The 19,237-nt window shown below is 38.8% G+C and carries 22 protein-coding genes and 1 pseudogene; 17 read left to right on the top strand and 6 right to left on the bottom strand.

Annotation, left to right across the window (positions count from 1 at the left end; genetic code table 11):
• Window positions 1-116 precede the first annotated feature (116 nt).
• Together WFH04_RS14735 and WFH04_RS14730 are read right to left on the bottom strand one after the other, a co-directional pair.
• Window positions 117-530: a type II toxin-antitoxin system HicB family antitoxin gene (locus WFH04_RS14735; protein ID WP_336824814.1), complete on the bottom strand. Its 414-nt coding sequence runs from the start codon at window positions 528-530 to the stop codon at window positions 117-119.
• 27 nt (window positions 531-557) lie between these two features.
• On the bottom strand, window positions 558-740 hold the full coding sequence (locus WFH04_RS14730) for a type II toxin-antitoxin system HicA family toxin (protein WP_336824816.1): 183 nt from the start codon (window positions 738-740) through the stop codon (window positions 558-560).
• A 246-nt stretch (window positions 741-986) separates the two neighbouring features.
• On the opposite strand from WFH04_RS14730, the gene WFH04_RS14725 reads away from it, so the two are divergent.
• From WFH04_RS14725 to WFH04_RS14710, 4 genes are all read left to right on the top strand, one after another.
• Window positions 987-1,187 carry a hypothetical protein gene (locus WFH04_RS14725; protein WP_336824813.1) on the top strand — a complete coding sequence of 67 codons (201 nt, stop codon included), beginning with the start codon at window positions 987-989 and terminating at the stop codon, window positions 1,185-1,187.
• Between the two features lie 76 nt (window positions 1,188-1,263).
• A complete protein-coding gene (locus WFH04_RS14720; RefSeq protein ID WP_336824812.1) occupies window positions 1,264-1,878 on the top strand; it encodes a hypothetical protein in 615 nt (204 codons plus the stop codon).
• Window positions 1,879-1,954: 76 nt separating this feature from the next.
• Window positions 1,955-2,755, top strand: coding sequence for a terminase small subunit (locus WFH04_RS14715; RefSeq protein ID WP_336824811.1), 801 nt, complete (start codon window positions 1,955-1,957; stop codon window positions 2,753-2,755).
• A 68-nt stretch (window positions 2,756-2,823) separates the two neighbouring features.
• Window positions 2,824-3,048, top strand: a complete 225-nt coding sequence (locus tag WFH04_RS14710) for a hypothetical protein (RefSeq protein ID WP_408020194.1) — start codon at window positions 2,824-2,826, stop codon at window positions 3,046-3,048.
• Here WFH04_RS14710 and WFH04_RS14705 read toward each other — a convergent pair.
• The 3 genes and pseudogenes from WFH04_RS14705 to WFH04_RS14695 all read right to left on the bottom strand — a co-directional run.
• A pseudogene (locus WFH04_RS14705) lies at window positions 3,020-3,214 on the bottom strand (PBSX family phage terminase large subunit); the annotation flags it as partial. The gene WFH04_RS14710 and the pseudogene WFH04_RS14705 overlap by 29 nt on opposite strands.
• A gap of 242 nt (window positions 3,215-3,456) precedes the next feature.
• The gene (locus WFH04_RS14700) at window positions 3,457-3,846 is read right to left on the bottom strand and encodes a hypothetical protein (RefSeq protein ID WP_336824810.1); all 390 of its coding nucleotides are present in this window, start codon (window positions 3,844-3,846) and stop codon (window positions 3,457-3,459) included.
• Window positions 3,847-4,832: 986 nt separating this feature from the next.
• A complete protein-coding gene (locus tag WFH04_RS14695) occupies window positions 4,833-5,372 on the bottom strand; it encodes a GNAT family N-acetyltransferase (RefSeq protein WP_336824809.1) in 540 nt (179 codons plus the stop codon).
• 1,665 nt (window positions 5,373-7,037) lie between these two features.
• Here WFH04_RS14695 and WFH04_RS14690 point away from each other — a divergent pair.
• Window positions 7,038-7,976: a thymidylate synthase gene (locus tag WFH04_RS14690; protein WP_336824808.1), complete on the top strand. Its 939-nt coding sequence runs from the start codon at window positions 7,038-7,040 to the stop codon at window positions 7,974-7,976.
• A 13-nt stretch (window positions 7,977-7,989) separates the two neighbouring features.
• Entirely contained in the window at window positions 7,990-8,469 is a 480-nt protein-coding gene (locus tag WFH04_RS14685) for a dihydrofolate reductase (RefSeq protein WP_336824807.1), read from the top strand.
• Window positions 8,470-8,576: 107 nt separating this feature from the next.
• Here WFH04_RS14685 and trhA read toward each other — a convergent pair whose 3' ends face one another.
• Window positions 8,577-9,212: a PAQR family membrane homeostasis protein TrhA gene (gene trhA, locus WFH04_RS14680; RefSeq protein ID WP_336824806.1), complete on the bottom strand. Its 636-nt coding sequence runs from the start codon at window positions 9,210-9,212 to the stop codon at window positions 8,577-8,579.
• 163 nt (window positions 9,213-9,375) lie between these two features.
• On the opposite strand from trhA, the gene WFH04_RS14675 reads away from it, so the two are divergent.
• The 11 genes from WFH04_RS14675 to WFH04_RS14625 all read left to right on the top strand — a co-directional run bounded on the left by WFH04_RS14675 (window position 9,376) and on the right by WFH04_RS14625 (window position 19,204).
• A complete protein-coding gene (locus WFH04_RS14675) occupies window positions 9,376-10,215 on the top strand; it encodes a DegV family protein (protein ID WP_336824805.1) in 840 nt (279 codons plus the stop codon).
• A 101-nt stretch (window positions 10,216-10,316) separates the two neighbouring features.
• Window positions 10,317-11,129, top strand: a complete 813-nt coding sequence (locus WFH04_RS14670) for a GDSL-type esterase/lipase family protein (protein WP_336824804.1) — start codon at window positions 10,317-10,319, stop codon at window positions 11,127-11,129.
• Between the two features lie 11 nt (window positions 11,130-11,140).
• On the top strand, window positions 11,141-11,716 hold the full coding sequence (locus WFH04_RS14665; RefSeq protein ID WP_336824803.1) for a YpmS family protein: 576 nt from the start codon (window positions 11,141-11,143) through the stop codon (window positions 11,714-11,716).
• 11 nt (window positions 11,717-11,727) lie between these two features.
• Window positions 11,728-12,258: a peptide-methionine (S)-S-oxide reductase MsrA gene (gene msrA / locus WFH04_RS14660; RefSeq protein WP_336824802.1), complete on the top strand. Its 531-nt coding sequence runs from the start codon at window positions 11,728-11,730 to the stop codon at window positions 12,256-12,258.
• On the top strand, window positions 12,255-12,677 hold the full coding sequence (msrB, locus tag WFH04_RS14655) for a peptide-methionine (R)-S-oxide reductase MsrB (RefSeq protein WP_336824801.1): 423 nt from the start codon (window positions 12,255-12,257) through the stop codon (window positions 12,675-12,677). Before msrA ends, msrB begins: the two co-directional genes overlap by 4 nt.
• A gap of 14 nt (window positions 12,678-12,691) precedes the next feature.
• Window positions 12,692-12,913 (top strand): YozE family protein, encoded by a 222-nt coding sequence (locus WFH04_RS14650; protein WP_336824800.1) that lies wholly within the window; start codon window positions 12,692-12,694, stop codon window positions 12,911-12,913.
• A gap of 143 nt (window positions 12,914-13,056) precedes the next feature.
• Complete coding sequence (deoD, locus tag WFH04_RS14645; protein ID WP_336824799.1) at window positions 13,057-13,758, top strand: purine-nucleoside phosphorylase; 702 nt, start codon at window positions 13,057-13,059, stop codon at window positions 13,756-13,758.
• A gap of 78 nt (window positions 13,759-13,836) precedes the next feature.
• Window positions 13,837-15,348, top strand: a complete 1,512-nt coding sequence (locus WFH04_RS14640; RefSeq protein WP_336824798.1) for a lmo1851 family serine protease — start codon at window positions 13,837-13,839, stop codon at window positions 15,346-15,348.
• 59 nt (window positions 15,349-15,407) lie between these two features.
• Window positions 15,408-16,322 carry a CobW family GTP-binding protein gene (locus WFH04_RS14635; RefSeq protein ID WP_336824797.1) on the top strand — a complete coding sequence of 305 codons (915 nt, stop codon included), beginning with the start codon at window positions 15,408-15,410 and terminating at the stop codon, window positions 16,320-16,322.
• Between the two features lie 179 nt (window positions 16,323-16,501).
• Complete coding sequence (locus tag WFH04_RS14630) at window positions 16,502-17,332, top strand: CAP domain-containing protein (RefSeq protein WP_336824796.1); 831 nt, start codon at window positions 16,502-16,504, stop codon at window positions 17,330-17,332.
• Window positions 17,333-17,797: 465 nt separating this feature from the next.
• Window positions 17,798-19,204 (top strand): MATE family efflux transporter, encoded by a 1,407-nt coding sequence (locus WFH04_RS14625; protein WP_336824795.1) that lies wholly within the window; start codon window positions 17,798-17,800, stop codon window positions 19,202-19,204.
• The last annotated feature ends 33 nt before the right edge of the window (window positions 19,205-19,237 follow it).

Genomic DNA, 19,237 nt, shown 5'->3' with positions numbered 1-19,237 from the left:
GCGTGCGCCTGGAACGGAAAGCGACGGTTGTCAGGGGTTCCCCATTTATTCTCCAACCAGAAAGGGACTATCACAGAAAATCAGTTTTCACTGACTTTCTGGACAGCCCCAATAAATCAGTGATCTCTTCTTATACCAAGACGATTTTTTAAAGCAAACTGAAGTAGCTGAGAAAAATTGATTCCTTCATTTTCTGCAGCATCATTTAACCATTTAGGAATGGTTAAAGTTTTCTTCACAGATTTATTCTCGAATTCATCGCGAATATAGTCAGTCCATGCCTCAATAAACACTAAGAAGCACCCTTTGGCAAGGTGTATGTTATTTGGATGGGAAGGTGCAGGGATTTCTTCTCCATCTTCTTCCATACCATATAAAAACCCTTCCAATGCATCTTTAGCCATATGGATTGCTTCATCCATATCTACACCTTCAGTGATGCAGCCGGGCAGATCCGGAAATGTAACTGTAAATCCTTCTGAACCATCAGTTCCGGGATCGAAAACAGCGGGAAATAAATATTTAGCCATTTATATTAACCTCCTCAGCAAGCAAGACTATTTGAGTCTCGCTTGCTTTAGTATTGATATTAATGTTCCTTGTTTCAAGTCTTTCCTTGGATGGGGTACGGTAACAATTCCTTTTTTGGTGGGGTGTTTGAAATGATGATGACTTCCAACCACTCTTATTATGTACCATCCATCTTCCTTAAGTATCTTTATGATTTCTCTTGATGAGATTTTTGTTCTCCCCCTTTCGTTACCTTTATTATAACACGTATAAAATATACGTGTCAACAGTGAATTTTATTAATATTGAAATTACAAGAAAAATATACGATGTCATACGCTTGTCATACGAAGTCTGTATATATGAGGGGGAGAAATAAAAGAGGGGGTGCGCCCGAGCAGCTGAATCCCTCCTAAAGCCCCTATATTATTTAAATATCACTTTTGCGCTCGATATATATAGCGTGGAGGTGTATTATGATTCCGGATGCAGCAAGAGATGTAATGAACCATCTCGCAGGACAACTGGTTGTCTTAATATTAATTATTGGAATAGCTTATGCAATTCCGTATTTATTACTAAGTTTAATTCGTGTTCCAGCAGCCATTAGAAATTTAATAGCAACATTAGTCATGTTAGCAGCAATTTATTTCTCGTTTGATAAACTATTTCTGTGAAATAAATGACCATTAGGTAAATGAGTATTCTCTTTTTAGGTCATATTGCTTATAATCAAATGTAAGGGGGATGGCAATGTCTAAAAAAGTACTTATACCGTTAATTATTTTATTCACCGTAATTTTCCTTGGAGTCGTTGGAGCTATAGTGAATGTTATAAATGAACCGAAAACAGCGGCACCTAAAGAAAAAACACCTGAAGTCAATGCAGAAGAAGTGTATAATTCTACAAACGATGAATCTGCTGTCGAAGGAAAAAATCAAGCTCGTGTTGAAACCGATGAGACTAAAACGGAAGCAGATACTACTTGGGACGATTTAAAAGAAAAAGATAAAATTATCGGTAAGAGTGACAAGGATTTCAAAGCTGCTGTCAAGGACAAGCCTACTAAGGTCAGAAACGATCAAACAGGAAAGTGGAGAAAAACATCCATTGCCGAGAGTATCGACATTGAAGAATATGCCTTGTCTTACCAGAAGGAATATATGAAGGATGATGAGGTTCATTTCATTGTTAACTTCACTCGTAATACGACTACGTGGCTTAATGCAACAGGCGGCCTTTTAGCTGTAGAGATTCGCGAACATGTCAGAGGCGAAGAGCACGATGCTAAAACGCTTGGTTCTGGCATGGTGTTAAAGAGTTACATTATCTATCCGGACGGCGACATTCAGGAATTGGATGTTTAATTAGTTAAGCACTTCACTTTAATTTGTGAGGTGCTTTTTGTTTTCACTTAAATATGGAGGTGGCAGGTGCATGTAGATGATTAATTGGGATGATATCCGGAAGGAATGGGAAACGAGTAAGATCACACTGGCCGCTCTGGCAGAAAAACATGATGTGAAGTTAGGGACATTGAAAAGTCGTAAAAGCAGGGATACTAAAGACAGCAATCCGTGGACGAGAGGTGCTCCTAAAAAGGAAGCAACCAAAACACAAAAGGTTGCAACCCCCACGAAAAGGATGCAACCAAAAAAAGAGCAATTCGAGCCTGTTGTAGAGTCCGATGATTTAACCGATAAACAACGGCTTTTTTGTATTTACTACATTAAAAGCTTCAACGCAACGATGTCAGCAATTAAGGCAGGATATTCAAGGCATAGTGCACATGTTGAAGGAAGTCGGTTGCTAAGAAATGCTAAGGTTGCTGCAGAATTAAAAAGGCTAAAAGGTGAGATGCAACAGGGTGTATTCATCGATGCGATGGATGTACTAAATAAATATATTCAGATCGCATTTGCAGACGTGACCGACTATGTTGAATTCGGAACCATTGAGAAATCCGAAAGGAATCCGGAAACTGGCGAAGTAATGTTGGATGATAATTTCAAGCCGATCACTTACAAGGTGAGTTATCTGAAGTTTAAACATTCGGATGAAGTTGACGGAACCATCATTACTGAGGTGAAGAAAGGAAAAGACTGCATATCTGTCAAGTTAGCTGACAAGATGAAATCCCTTGAAATGCTATCCAAATACTTTGATCTATTCCCTGACAAATTCAAGCGTGAAGTCGAGGAAGTGAAGCTTGAAATTGTCACATTAAAGCTTCGGGGCAAATGAGCTGGAAGAGTATGAAGACGATGGTTTCCATGAAGCATTGAACGCTACGACTTCGGAGGTGTGGGGCGATGCTGCTGCAGACACAGACGAAGGGTAAGTATTTCTCTTTCATGACCGAACGAAAACAGTTTAAGAAGAAGCCGGCGTCGTTCAAGTTTAAGCCTTTCTCGATAAAACAAAAACAAGTGCTGACCTGGTGGCGTGAAGATTCACCGGTTAATGATATGGATGGCATTATATGTGATGGCTCGGTACGTGCTGGGAAAACAGTCGTAATGTTCCCGTGGATGTGATGGAAAGCAGGTTGTCTGCCCGATGGTCTTTCACTTTATAGCCACTAGCTTTTAACATACGTTTCAGTGGAGTAATAACGTTCCTTCTAAACAAGCCGATTGTCTTCCCGACCACACCAAGGTTCTCGTCTGCGAATGTTTCCATCGCCCACATGACGTAGGACTGTTCGAAAAAGATTCGTTTGAATATATTTTAATACTTGATAAAAAAAGTTTTGGTCAAAATTCTAAAGAAACTCTTTTTCAAATCGCAAATTCAATCAGATGACTAACTTACATTGAACATAAAAGGTTTCGGAAAGTAAGGTTATTTTTAACCGAAAAGACTACTTATATCTGAAATAGCGCCCTTTCCTTGATGGATAAGGGCGCTTTTTTGATCCTCGAAATGGAAGCTTATAGTTTGTACTAAACAAATGGTCTACTAATTACAGTACAACGACGAGCTCCATTCGCTACTTCTTGACATGCCTTTTCTAATGAGATTCGTACAAGAACGGCTTCGTCTGTACCGTTTTCTACGTCAAATATTTGGAACGCTCTACAGTTATCTTGGAAGATACACTTAAACTCTACTTCAAATCCCGGAGGCGCCACAGGAGGTTGGTTTTGGATTCGGCAAAGGTGTAATCCACCCGCTAATAACTTTTCTGCCTGTTCTTCTGTAATACGTGTAATAACGATGGGGTCGATTTCAACTCCAGGAACTTTAGCTTCTATTTCAGCTAATAGGAAAAATCGGTCACCGTTTTTAATAATACAGTTAGAACCAATTGTTACTATATCGTTTGTGGTCATCTTATCACCCCTTTCTAACAGTAGGGTATTCATGTGCATATAGATGGCTTGGACAATAAAGGTAGGCTTTTCGTCTGAATGGTTGAGAATGAGTGACTTTCCGTATGGGATGTGCGCTTTTTATTCGCCTTTACATACGAATACTTATTCTCTATGTTGAGAATAAGGAGGGGAATGCATGTACTGAAACATTGAAAAGGTCAGTAGATTACGGAGAGGTTTTGGAAATGATGTACTTAGTAAAGGACGGTACGATTAGTAAACGAAAAATTAAGGTACTGCAGGTAGGCGAAGCATCGTTAGGGCTGTACTAGTTGGATTATTGTTAATGCCCTTTTCCATTGCAGCAGTTGAAGCGCCGCTTTATATTGGATATGCACTACGGAGGTTACAAATATTATTGAAAAGTAAATGGTCTGCAATATTCATAGCTTCATTTGCTTTAGCATTTCAACATATTGCCTTGCCGTTGATTTTTGAATGGCAGTTTATGTAATGGCGAGCTATCGCATTTTTTCCTGTGACAGTAGTTTTAGCACTTATGTTTTAAAAAACGAAAAGGATTTTTCCTCTAATGATCGCACATTTTTTAATGGATTTGCAGGTTATGATAACAATTCTTATAGTATCAATGTAAATACTTTTTTAGAAACCTAATCTTATAAAGTGGAATGATGATAAATCTGTTTCTATGTTTTTTGTAATACATTTTTTACTTTACAAAGAGTGCTTTATTTCCCAATTTATTTTAATGATGCAGTTAATTATGTATCGAAGTGATCAAACCTCCTGTTAGCATTTACAAATCGATTGTTTGAATGCTAACAAAAAGGCATTGCGCTATTGCATGTGCTAACTCGGAATATGGCATAAGCTATATAGATGAGTGTTTAGGAGCTTAAATGTACGTTCAAGACACAAGAAACAATCTCTATCCCACTCAAATGAGTGATATAGAGATTGATTAAAAAATATTGATTACAAGTTTAGTGATTCGGATTAATGATCGCTAACATTTGATGATCTTCCCAAGAACCATTAATTTTCACGTTTTTTATAGCTATTCCTTCTTTATGAAAACCAGCCTTTTCCAACACACGAATGGAACCTATGTTGTCAGGCATAACCCCCGCTTCAATTCGGTGTAAATTTAGTACATCGAACGCATAATTTACTACTAACTTAGCCGCTTCAGTCGTATACCCTTTGCCATTTTCACCTTGATCCAAAGAGTAGCCCAACAGCGCACTTTCACGTGGTCCACGAAAAACTTGATACAGGCCAATCGTTCCAATGAGATGATCATCCTCTCTTTTAAAAATCCCGAATCGATATTCCAAATCCTTTTTTATGTTTTGTTCCCATTTTTCAATTAAAGCTTTTTGAGTTTCCAATGTCCAGAAATTTTCCGGCCGAGTGATGGAATAGCCTTTAAAAAAGTCTCGATTTCTTTCCTCTAAACTAAGTAATTCAGCAGCATCTGAGAGGATGAGCGGTCGTATATAAACAGTAGACACTTTGGACATGCAATCTTCCTTTCTATATGTATGAAATATTGAAATTATACCATACAGTGAAATAATCGTTTATTAAATAAAACAATCATAAGCTGCCACTCCCAACCCATGCATGAAAATAAGCTCACTCCGTGAATACTGTAATTGACACAAACAGTTTGTAGGACGTGGCTTTTTATGGTGGTTCGCCCCTGTAAATAAAACTGTTTGAGTAAATTTGGTGATCAACCCTTTGTTAGCTCTTTCTACGGAAGGATGACTACGTACAGAAAAATGCTTAGTTTCAAATTCACTCACTGTTTGTGATCTTACTGTATCGGGAGTGTTTAGAATGGATGTATTAATTAAAAGTTGTGCCGGATTAGATGTACATTCCGAAACAATCGTGGCCTGTGTATTAACGGAAGGTCACGAAGATGAATTGCGTTAGGAAACCGAAATATTTGCTGAAACCTTGTTGGCAAATTTTAAACTTTCTCCAGTTACGTCAATAATCTTCTTGATTTAATAATAAAACGACAGATAAAATAGAAATTAACACGAATGATTTTGATTCGAAATACTCTGGATTCATGAAATGCAGCCAAGTCCGGTCTTCTGGTATTATAGTTTATAGAAAAGTTTTAAAATTATAGGCAATTCGGTACCTATGGTAGGTCAAATTTATATATTAGTTACATACTTTATTACACCTCACAAAGCAAATGTTGCCAGAGACGCTCTTTATGGAACAAAAAATATAGAATTGGTAATTGCAAATGGAGGAAAAAAATGAGCAGTAAGGAACGGATAACTTATTTTATCATTGTTATTTTTTTTTCTGTTATTGTGTATTGGATATATTTCTTACAACTATTCTCATGGCTATCCCTTAGGTATATGGGTGCTTTTCACAATAATTTCATTGATTTGTATACCGCCACTTTTGATAAAGAAATAAATGTCCCAATGCTACAACAATTCGATTGATGAAATTTCACTCGGATCTTTTCAAGAAATGTTGACATGGGAAACACAGTTACGGTAACAGAGAGTTAGTATTAAGAATCATTATGTGAAAAAGTTTATAGGAATAGGGGATTTTATCGTGTTGATGAAAAATAAAGAACGATGGCGTCCTATTATAATTGGTTGGGGCATGTTTGTTTTTGCATCTATTATAAGCTTACTACTTGGACCCAACATACTCGGACCAACAATACCCTCTATACTCGGCTTTTTAACTGCTGCATTCATAATATTTATTATAAACATTGTCTATGTGCTGTTCACAAACAAGAAATCAACAAAGATAGAAAAATAAATTGCTTATAGACCAACAGAAATAATTAGTATGATTTCCAAGCAAAACTAATAATAAATAGTATTGTCTTTTACGAATCATGTATATTATTCATGTTTCTTTTAGCAATGTATCTTCTTGATATTACACCGTGATCCACATAGCTGTAGGAGAAAATCTATATCCTTTATGACGAACAAAAGCAGTTGAAGAAGCCAACAGCATAGAAATTTAACACTGTGACTTCTATTAAGTCATAATTCGATAAGAAATACTTAGTACTCAAAGTATTGTCATTTATATTTCAAAAATCACACCGCCGAATTGGATGTTCAAAGACATATCAGGCGGTGTTTTGTTATACTGTCATTAAGTGTTAGGGGGATGAATCAATGAGACAATATTTGGATTTATGTAAACATATTCTTGAGAATGGGACTGTAAAGGAAGACCGTACAGGCACTGGCACGATTAGCGTGTTTGGTTATCAAATGCGTTTTGATTTACAGCAAGGTTTTCCTTTACTAACAACGAAAAAAACTGCTTTCCGTTTAATAGCATCTGAACTGCTTTGGTTCCTAAAAGGGGACACGAATGTAAAAACGCTCATAGAAGATCGCAATCCGATTTGGGATGAGTGGGGATTCCAGCGTTATGTCGAAAGTGACGAATATGACGGCCCGGACATGTCGGACTTTGGAAGACGAAGTCAAAAAGATGAGCAATTTGCTGTTATTTATCGTGAACAAATGGATATATATAAGAAACGTATCCTTTCGGATGAACAATTTGCAGAAAAATACGGTGACTTAGGCCCGATTTATGGCCGGCAATGGCGTTCATGGGCATCACCCGAAGGATCGGTCGATCAAATTCAAAACCTTATAGACGGCCTTAAGCGAAATCCGGATTCAAGACGGCATATTGTTTCAGCTTGGAACCCAGCTGAAGTGGAAGATATGGCATTGCCGCCATGTCATGCGCTTTTTCAATTTTACGTGGCGGATGGCAAGCTGTCATGTCAGTTATATCAAAGAAGTGCGGATGTATTTTTAGGCGTGCCTTTCAATATTGCTTCATATGCTCTGTTAGTTCATTTAATTGCTAAAGAATGTGGGTACGATGTAGGTGAATTTATCCATACAATTGGCGATGGCCATATTTATTCGAATCATGTCGAACAAGTGAAAGAGCAGCTTTCAAGGGAGCCAAGACCGTTGCCTACATTAAAAATCGAAGACGGGAAATCGATTTTTGACATGACGTATGAAGATATTAAAGTAGAGGGATATGACCCTCATCCAAAAATAAAAGCACCTATCGCGGTATGAAAGGACGATGAGATTGTTATCATTACTTGTCGCGCATGATTTGAATCGAGTGATTGGGTATGAAAATCAAATGCCATGGCATATCCCTGAGGAATTGAAATACTTTAAAAAAATGACGATGGGCAAAGCTGTCGTAATGGGCAGGAAAACGTTTGAATCGATAGGCAGACCGCTGCCCGGCAGATTGAATATCGTCTTGACGAGAAACGAAGATTACAAAGCCGATGGAATTGAAGTATTCAGTGATGTAAATGAAGCGATTGCGCGTGGCATGGAGTATTCAGATGAAGTCGTTGTAATTGGAGGCACGGAGATATTTAATTTGGTAATGGATATGGCAGATCGTATGTACATCACGGTCATTCGGCATGAATACGAAGGCGATACGTTTTTTCCGCCGTATGAAGAAGATTGGAAGATCGTATCTAAATCCGAAGATCATTTTACTGAGGAAGGCATTCCTTTTTCTTACCATATTTATGAAAGAGAGTAGAAGGATTAAACGAAACAGTTGTAAAGTGAAAAAGGCGCTGGTCATAGTTGCTTGGCCAGGCCTTTACATTTAAATTGTTTTTTGAATGCTTCATTGCATTGCTTCGTTCAAGCGTATAAAAGAACGCTAAAATACATTGCCGCACTTCCTGCCAGTACGAACAAGTGCCAGATTGCGTGATTATATGGAAGTTTGCGCCAGGCGTAAAAGATCGCGCCGACAGTGTAAAGCACCCCTCCAGCAACTAAAAGAATAAAGCCGGCCATATGCAAATTTTCGTAAAGCGGTTTAATACCGAACAGGATGAGCCAACCCATAACGATGTAAAAAATGAGGGATACGAATTCATAGCGATGAATGAAAAATGCTTTGAATAAAATCCCTGCAATGGATAGGCCCCAAATGATGCCGAACAGTGTCCAACCTAATGCTCCGCCAATGATAACTAATACAAATGGTGTGTAGGTTCCAGCGATTAAGAGGTAGATTGCCGAATGATCAAAAATTGAAAACAATCTTTTCAACTTGGCCGGCATACTATGCAGCAATGTGCTCATTAAAAACAAAATAACCATCGTGACGCCGAAAATGGTGAAACTGACGATGGACAGTGGGTCTCCTTTTTTGACACCTGCTAAAATCAATAAAACAAGCGCAGGAATACTTAAAAGGAAGCCGATTCCATGAGTGATGGCATTCCATAATTCTTCTTTCGAGCTTTTGTAATCAAATGCATCTACCATATCCATACCTCCTTTTCATTTATTATACTAATATAAAATGGGAGCTTTCAACCTTATTGGCTATGCATAATAGTGTATTGCCATTATAGTAGGTAAAGAGCTACATCAGTTTTCAAAAAAGCGGAGGGAACTGCCCTCATAATTTTTAAGGAAGTGCTAATTAATGAAGAAAATCCATATCGTTACAGACTCGACAGCAGACTTAATTGAAGATTATCTCGAGGAGTATGACATTCATGTCGTACCGCTTTCAATACAAATCAATGGGAAAACGTATTCGGATGGGATTGATATTCAACCTGAAATGTTTTTGGAAATGATGAAAGAGAGTGAAGAACTGCCTAAAAGCTCGCAGCCTGCATCCGGAGTTTTTAAAGAGTTATATGACCGTTTAGGAGCAGACGGAAGTGAAGTTATTTCGATTCATATGACTGGAGGCATGAGCGGAACGGTCAAATCTGCCGAAGCAGCTGCCAAAATGACAGACACGAATGTAACGGTGATCGATTCGATGTATATTTCCCATGCATTGACATTTCAAGTTTTAGAAGCTGCCAAAATGGCGAAAGAAGGAAAAAGTGTAGAGGAAATCGTCGATCGTTTAACAACGATTCGAAACAATACGTCATTATATGTAGTGGTAGATATGCTTGATAACTTGCTGAAGGGCGGCAGAATCGGTAAAGGGAAAGCAATGATCGGTTCTTTGCTAAATATAAAACCGATTGCCACTTTGCAAGACGGTGTGTATACGCCAGTAGGAAAAGCACGCAGCCATAAACAAGTGGCGGCACATCTCTTTAAAGCATTCAAAGAAGAGACGGCAGGTAAACTTATTAAGTCTGTTGGCATTTCTCATGCGCATGGGCTGTCAATGGCTGAGCCGCTAAAGAAATTAATTGAGGAATCAGGCTGGAAGGACATAAAGTTTTCTTTCACGTCTCCTATTATTAGCACACATACAGGAGAAGGCGCAATCGGTTTTATGTATTATACCGACTGATTAATTGCATGTGCTGAACAACGAATTTTATAGTGAACAGTCTATAATGAAGAAAGAATGTGTTCGTCCGATTCTCAGATATAAAAAAGGGGATTTTAATGATGAGAAGAGTACTTTTTTTGGTCGTCTTCTCAATGTTGTTAGCCAGTTGTCAAAGCGATAAGGTAGCTGGACCTGCCTCATTTGCTAATCGAGAAAAAACATCCTTTACCCAATTTCATGTTCCGAATTATTTCGTTCCAGAGTTAATTAATGTCGTTGGCCTTGGTGATTCTTTGACAGAAGGGGTAGGCGACGAATATAAAAGGAGCGGATATTTTGGCAGAATGACGACCGCGATGGGTGCATGGAAAGGTGTAAAAGAAATTGAAGCTGAAAATTTGGCAAAGAAAGGCAGAAGAAGTGATCAGCTTATAAAGCAATTGGAAGACGAAGAGATACAATCGGAAGTTAAAAAGGCCGATGTCATTTATATGACGATCGGTGGCAACGATATTATGAAAGTCGTAAAAGCGAACTTATTCAATTTAAAAGCGAAACCGTTTTATATTGAATTAGGAAAATTTGAAAATCGTTTAGATGAAATCTTTAAAATCATCCGAGGTTTGAACGGCGATGCAGTCATCGTTATTGGCGGGCTTTACAATCCGCTTTCAATTGTTACGGATGAAGCGTATGAATTTGAAACAATTATCGAAGACTGGAACGAAGCGATTGAAATTCAGGCAGTAATGGATGGCAAAGCCTGTTTCATACCTGTCAGCGACCTTTTTGTTGGAAATGAAAACTTAGTGTACCATACGGATTTCTTTCATCCGAATGCTAAAGGGTATGAATTCATGTCAAATCGCTATGTTGAAAAAATTGACGAATGTAGTTTGAGTGAATTGTCGGATGGGAAATTGGATTTGTAGGGGTGACTGTCATGAATTTTTGGAAATGGGCATTTTTCACACTCGCGGGTTTAATCGTCGCAGGTGTAGTCGCCTTCATCATTTTTTTAGAAACTCCGGGAACATCAGAACCACTTCCGGAGCTTCATACATTCCGTGCGACAGACCATGTTTTGACTGTCAAAGCGACGAAGGAAGACTTTGAAGGAATTGCCAATCACTTTATACGGAAAGCGATGAAAGGAGAGCCTTTGCCCGTAACGATGTCAGTGAAGGATGACGTCATCTTACAGTCCGAATTGACCGTTTTTAATATTACGTTGCCGGTTGTCATGCATTTTGACCCTGAAGTTAGGGAAGACGGCAATCTTATATTAAATTTATCTTCACTAGAAATCGGAGCCTATAATATGCAACCCTCTGCTGTATTAAAAATATTGCGTGATTCCTTCAAATTGCCTGAATGGATGGTTATTAGACCGAAAGAAGAGGAGATTTTCCTCAGCTTGACCGATTTGCCTGTATCCGGCGATCTTGTCGTGCGGGCGAAATCGTTTAATCTTGCTGAAGATGATATTGAATTGGAAATTGTCATTCCGACAGAATAGGAGGCGGTATAATGGCTGAACAGCTTGCCACTTTTGCAGGTGGGTGTTTTTGGTGCATGGTCAAACCTTTTGATCGATATGAAGGTGTGATTTCTGTCGTTTCGGGATATACAGGCGGTGATGTGCCGAATCCTTCTTATGAGTTAGTTTGCACGAATACGACAGGCCATCGGGAAGCAGTGCAAATTACATTTGACGATGAAGTTATTTCGTACAAAACATTATTGGATATTTTTTGGCGACAAATTGATCCAACTGATGCTGGCGGGCAGTTTTTTGACCGTGGAGAATCTTACCGTACTGCTATTTATGTTCATTCGGAGGAGCAACGTGAGATAGCAGAGCAATCGAAGCATGAATTGGAGGCGTCCCGGAAGTTTGACAAACCAATCCAAACGGAAATTTTGCCTGCCAAAGCCTTTTACCGTGCCGAGGAAGATCATCAAGATTATTATAAGAAAAACCCGGCTCATTATAATCGCTATGCTGTAGGCTCTGGTAGGGAACGTTTCAAATCTGAAAATTGGAGTGAACCGAAATGAAAGAAGAATTAAAACAAAAATTGACACCTATGCAATATTATGTGACACAGGAAAACGGAACTGAGCCGCCATTTCAAAATGAGTTTGACGCGCATTTTGAAGAGGGGATATATGTTGACATTGTGTCAGGTAAGCCTTTATTCAGTTCAAAAGATAAATACGATGCAGGTTGTGGTTGGCCAAGCTTCACGAAACCAATCGAACAAGCAGAAGTGACGGAACACTTCGATGACAGCCATGGAATGAGACGTACTGAAGTGAGAAGCAAGACGGCGGATTCTCATCTTGGACATGTCTTTCCAGATGGACCAGGACCTGCAGGACTTCGCTATTGCATTAATTCAGCAGCCCTTCGATTCGTTCCGGTAAGTGAACTTGAAAAAGAAGGATACGGGGAATATATTCAACTTTTTAAATGAGTGGAGGAGAATGAATGGATCGTTCATTTTATCAATTTGTACTTTCGTTTCGCGGAGGTAAAAAGGACGATGCGAAAGCTGTTTTTGCTGAAGCGATGTTTAAAGACCACGGCTTTCCGAAAGATGTAAAATCATTTGATGTATTATCGAGATATATAGAGGAGAAAGCTGATGTAGAAATGCCTTCTGTCGTTTTCGATGAACTTTACGAAGAATACAAGGAACGGTATGAATAAGATAGATGTCAATCATGCAGATTGCCACGATGCCAACTGCTGTTCCATCGGTCGGTAGATGCATGATTCATGCCATCTTCATTGCATAATATGAAATTTAACTGTATGATTAAGAAAGAAATTTTGAAAGTGAGGCGTAACGATTGAGCATACATATCAATGCAAAAAAAGGCGATATTGCGGACACGATTTTATTACCGGGAGACCCTTTGCGGGCAAAATATATCGCGGAAACTTTTTTGGAGGACGTAACTCAATATAACGAAGTGCGCAATATGTTTGGATATACGGGTACGTATAAAGGTAAGCGCATTTCTGTGCAAGGGACAGGCATGGGTGTTCCTTCCATATCGATCTACATAACGGAATTAATGCAAGAATATGATGTGCAAAAATTGATTCGTGTAGGAACTTGCGGTGCAATCCAAAAGGATGTCCACGTTCGTGACGTCATCATTGCGCAAAGTGCAACTACAAATTCACCAATCAATCGAACGTTTTTCAATGGCGTTGATTATGCGCCGACAGCAAACTTCGATTTATTATTGAAAGCGTATAAAGCTGGACAAGAAAAGGGACTTCATTTAAAAGTTGGAAACGTTTTTACAGAGGACTTTTTCTACAACGAACATGCGGAGCATGAGAAGTTAGCTAATTATGGCGTATTAGCGGTTGAAATGGAAACTGCTGCTCTTTACACGTTAGCTGCAAAATATGGTAGACAGGCATTGTCAGTATTAACAGTAAGTGACCATATTTTGACAGGTGAAGTGACAACAGCTGAAGAGCGCCAAACGACTTTCAATGACATGATTGAAGTCGCATTGGACGCAGCAATTCAATAATTTTGCAAGGGAGGGCCGCTCACTGCACGATTAGCGGCCCTTTTTTTCGATAAAACACTAAAGAAAGTGGGGAATGGGATGGACGAAAAAGAGAAGAACGATGTCCGGAATGAAGAAGAGCAGAATCATCAGCCTCAACAACCACCGGCCAGTCGATTCATAAAAATTAAACCATTTTCTTTTGTCATGCTAATTTTCGGTCTGGTCCTTGCCACAGCAGCAGTAACTTTTTTTGCTTTGACGACAGGTGAAGATAAAATGGTTGAGGTAGTTAATCCGCAAAACCCTAATTCGGTTGATCGTAAAGAATTTAAAAAGCTGTATGAAGCATATGACCAACTGAAAAAAACCTATTACGACGAGATTGATGAAACAGCAATCATTGATGGTGCGATCAATGGCATGATAGAGGCATTAGGAGATCCATTTTCTGACTACTTAAATGAAGAGGAAACTCGACAGCTTAATGAAAGCATTTCATCAAGCTTTGAAGGGATCGGGGCAGAGATTAGAGAAATGAACGGCTATATTAGCATTGTTTCTCCAATTAAAAATTCTCCAGCCGAAAAGAGTGGCCTGTTGCCGAATGATGTGATTACAGCAGTGGACGGACAAAGCATCCAGGGCATGTCATCGTCGGAAGCTGTCTTGCTCATTCGAGGTGAAAAAGGTTCGACTGTCACGTTAACGATTAAACGAGGCGACCACTCAGAGCCATTTGATGTAGAAATAAAACGAGATGTTATTCCGATCGAAACCGTTTATGCAAAAATGTTGGATAACGGCCTTGCCCATATTCATATTACAAGCTTTTCCGAGCATACGTATGAAGAGCTTTTAACAGCTCTCGATGAAATGGAGCAACAAGGGATGAAAGGGTTGATTGTCGATGTTCGCCAAAATCCTGGAGGCAGACTTGACACGGCAATCGATATTTCTGATCTTTTCGTAGAAGAAGGAAAGAATTTATTCCAATACGAAGGGAAAGGCTTAACTCCTGAAGTATATGTTGCTTCAGGTGGACGTAAAGTTAACGTACCCGTCACAATGATTATCGACGACGGCAGTGCTTCCGCTTCGGAAATATTAGCAGGAGCATTGAAAGAATCTGCAAATGTACCATTGATTGGCATTAAAACATATGGCAAAGGAACCGTTCAAACACCTAAAGATTTGGATGATGGCTCCAATTTGAAGTTGACAACCGCAAAATGGTTAACGCCGAACGGAAATTGGATTCATGAAAAAGGAATCGAGCCTGATATTGAAGTGCCGTATCCTAGTTACGCAATGTTGCCATATATTGATCCTTCAATGGAAATGAAAACAGGCATGGTATCTCCTTCTATTAAAGCTGCTGAAGAAATGCTCAGCGCGATTGGCTATGACCCGGGAGATATTGACGGTTTATACGACGAGCATACTGAAGCTGCGGTTAAATCGCTTCAGAAGAAGCTTTCTTTGCCGGAGAACGGTATTCTTTTAGGAGAAACGACATACAGTCTCATGAACGAATTGAGAAACAAGATCGAAACAGACGATCCTCAGCTCAAGAAAGCAGAAGAAGTGCTATTGAAAGAAATTAAATAAAACAAAGCGCCCCTTCGACAAATCGGGGGCGCTTTTTTAAACGAAGAGGAGTGTTATAAATGATCGATGTCTATTTATTTAGCGGATTTTTAGGTAGCGGGAAAACATCATTGTTAATGAATACAATCCAACAATTAAAAGAGGAAGGTAAAAAGCCTGCGATTCTTATGAATGAGTTTGGTTCAGTTTCCATCGATTCAGATACGGTTGAGAAATCTGGGAATATACCGATGAAGGAATTGCTAAATGGCTGCATTTGCTGTACAGGTTCAGAAAATACCGAGGCTCAGCTACAAGCGCTTTTAGAGGATTACGATGATATTGATGTAATCATAATTGAAACGACCGGTGCAGCACATCCTGTAGAAGCTTTAGACGCGATCTACTCTCCATTATTTGCGGACCGTTTAAACGTAATGGGAATTGTCACTGTCGTGGATACAAAACGATGGGTGGAAAGGGAATCGCTTTCTCCGCAAATCCGTTCTCTTTTTATGGAACAAATCCGACACGCCCATCTTCTATTAGCGAATAAAGCTGATTTATTATCAGAAGGGGAGTTGTCCACTACTACTATGGAGTTGTCCAATCTAAATAGTAATGCACCTATCATACAAACGGAACATGCAAAAATAGCTTTTTCTTTTATCGAAAAAACGTTGAGGAATGCCGATCATTCATTATCGCATCCTATACTATCAGGTAAGCATCTGCCTTTATCCTCTAAACTGATCACTTTCAAAGAGAAAGTAAGCAAGGAACAATTTGAAGAGTTTGTAAGGTCTTTGCCTGAAACTGTTTATAGAATGAAAGGTTATGTTCCGATTCAAGGTGCCAACTATCCGTATATGTTTCAATATGCATATGGGATGGTCAATTGGCTTCCGGAATATGTGAATGTAAAACCGAATTTGGTGATCATTGGGGAAGGGATAGATCAAATCGATTTTGATTCATTTCAAACTCAAAATTAGTTGGACGTCAACCCCTATTTAAATGAAATAATAAGTGAAGATGCCATAGATACCCAAAAACAGACGAACTCTGTCCCTTTGTTAATGTCTTTTTCTCTAAAATGGTCTGGCTGGATATTGATGGTGATTCTCATCTTCTCTCATGCTGTATGATAGTTTTCGAAGGGAGGAGTAATGAGATGAAAAAATCGATGGCTGTCATCTTACTCGGTTCGGCGCTCTTACTGCCGAACAACCATAGTGCTGAAGCATCTTCCAACAATAGTGAAGGTGTTCAAAAAGCGCAAAATGTACAATGCTATGTCTATAAAGGAAAGTATTCTTATAATGTGAATGGTTCTAATTTTGATATGAATACGTATTTGAAAAACTGGGATAAATTTTTCGGTGATAAAGTAGAATATCAAAAACCTGCAAAACCGGACAATACAAAACCGGTTGAAAATGCGAAACCGTCCAAGCCTTCTAAAGGTGAACAAGAAAATTCGGCTGAACAACAAAAGCCTTCAACCGATAAACCTGTAGCTGACCAAAAGCCGGTAGATCAAAAGCCAATAGAACAAAAACCAGTACAACAAAAACCAGTTGAAGAGCAAAAGCCTTCTACAGAAAAGCCTGCACAAAACAATTCTATTTCTGCAATTGAAAAGGCGGTATTGGATTTGACGAATGCAGAAAGAGCAAAAGCAGGTTTGAAACCGTTGGAAATTGACAACAGCCTAATGAATTCTGCACGCCAAAAATCTAAAGATATGGCATCGAATAATTACTTTTCACATACGAGCCCGACATATGGTTCACCTTTCGACCAAATGAAAGCGAATGGTATTACTTACCGTTCAGCAGCTGAAAATATCGCAATGGGTCAACGTAATGCGGAAGAAGTAGTGAAAGCATGGATGGAATCTCCAGGGCATAGACAAAATATCCTTACTCCGTCATTTACACATATCGGAATCGGTTATGATGCGAATGGGAATTACTGGACACAACAATTCATACAAAAATAATTAATTCAAAAAGACGTGATGTGCGGACGAAACGCCGTCATGTCTTTTTTGCATAAAGTATTATTTCAACGTATTTTGACATAGACATTGAAATTGAAGAATTTCCTGCGGATGAGTTATCAAATAAGGAGAGAAAAGAAAGTCCATTGAGGATTATGTAGAAAACAGAATGAAAATGGATTTTGCAATATTATATTAAAACGAGACAAGATGCAAAAAGTGATATTATTGGTTTTGGGAGAAGGATAAAAGCGTTTCATAGTAAATTGTGGAGATTCGGAGTGTGACAAGGTACGTATTCGACGATTACAATCAAATGCCACGTAAATGTAAATTTAAAGAGAACAATGAATGATATGTAAAAAAATAATCAAAAATAAAGATATTTATTTGTATTCAATCGCTAATATTTATGGTAAGATACTTCTGTTTTTCATTTATAAAGCAAAGAAAGGCGTTGTATAGATGGCGATGAAACGAGCCCGCGGTCAAGAGATGAAATTGAACCTATTTCATCTAACTTGGCCGATTTTTCTTGAATTGTTTTTATTTATGTTAATGGGATTAGCAGATACATTTATGTTAAGTGCGCTATCTGACGAGGCAGCATCCGGGATAGGGGCAGCGAACCAATATGTTCAAATAGCAATCTTAGTATTGGAGGTAGTAGGAAATGGAGCTGCGATTGTAGTAGCCCAATATCTCGGATCGAAAAGATATTTAGAAGCTTCAAAAATTTCTGCGCTTGCCATATCCCTAAATATTGTAATCGGAATTGCAATTAGCTCCATATTCTTTTTCTTTACAAGTAATATGATGCAAATGATGAATTTGCAAGGAGATGTTTTGATCCATGCAAAAGCTTATTTGACGATCGTAGGAAGTGCAATTTTTCTTCAAGCAATCATCAATTCAATGGCTGCAATTATTCGTGTGCATGGATATACAAAGCAAACGATGTTTGTTTCCCTTGGTATGAATATTCTTCACGTAATTGGCAACTATGCATTGATTTTTGGGAAATTTGGCTTGCCTGCCCTCGGTGTACAGGGAGCGGCGATCTCTTCTGTCGGAAGTAGATTAATTGCTGTTTTTATTTTTTTCTATTTGTTATACCAAGTTCTTGACTACCGTATAGAAATAAAATATTACATTACTTGGTCAAAGGAATATATCAGCAAAATATTGTATATTGGCTTGCCTTCCGCTTTTGAACAAATTTTATATCAAGCTTGTCAAATCGTATTCCTCTACTATGTCACCTATCTTGGGACTGAAGCACTTGCAGCGCGACAATATGCAACGAATGTTTCAATGTTCAGCTATTTATTTGCTTTGGCCATTGGACTGGGCACATCGATCATCGTTGGTAGACTTGTCGGTAGCGGAGAGAAAGATGTAGTATACGGGCAAGTATGGGGTTCATTGCGAAAAGCATTAATATTTACAGCTGCAATGGTTGCTATCGTTATGGTACTTCGCTATCCGTTAATGAGATTATTTACTGATAATGAAGCAATAATTCAGCTTGGCGCATCCGTATTGCTACTATCTTGTTTGTTAGAAACTGGCCGAACTTTCAACCTTGTCATCATAAACTCATTGCGTGCAACAGGGGATGCGAAGTTTCCCGTCTTGATGGGTGCAATATCAATGGTTATGATGAGTTTGCCACTCGGCTATTACTTCGTATTTGTGCTTGACATGGGACTTGTTGGCGTTTGGCTAGCAATTTGTGCCGATGAATGGACACGTGCTATTTTTATGGCTTTGCGTTGGAAGAGCAAAGCTTGGGAGAGGTATGCATTAGTCGAGCCTAATTCTGTAACGGATAAAGGCCATGATGATGTTGTCCGCTCGGAAATTGTTTAATAAAAAAAGATGACCGGCTTTGCCTAAAATGCA

The sequence above is a fragment of the Sporosarcina sp. USHLN248 genome (genome assembly GCF_037144575.1).
Lineage (GTDB): Bacteria > Bacillota > Bacilli > Bacillales_A > Planococcaceae > Sporosarcina > Sporosarcina contaminans.
The sequence above is the reverse complement of the archived record's forward strand: the minus strand, read 5'-3'. Positions and strand labels throughout refer to the sequence as shown.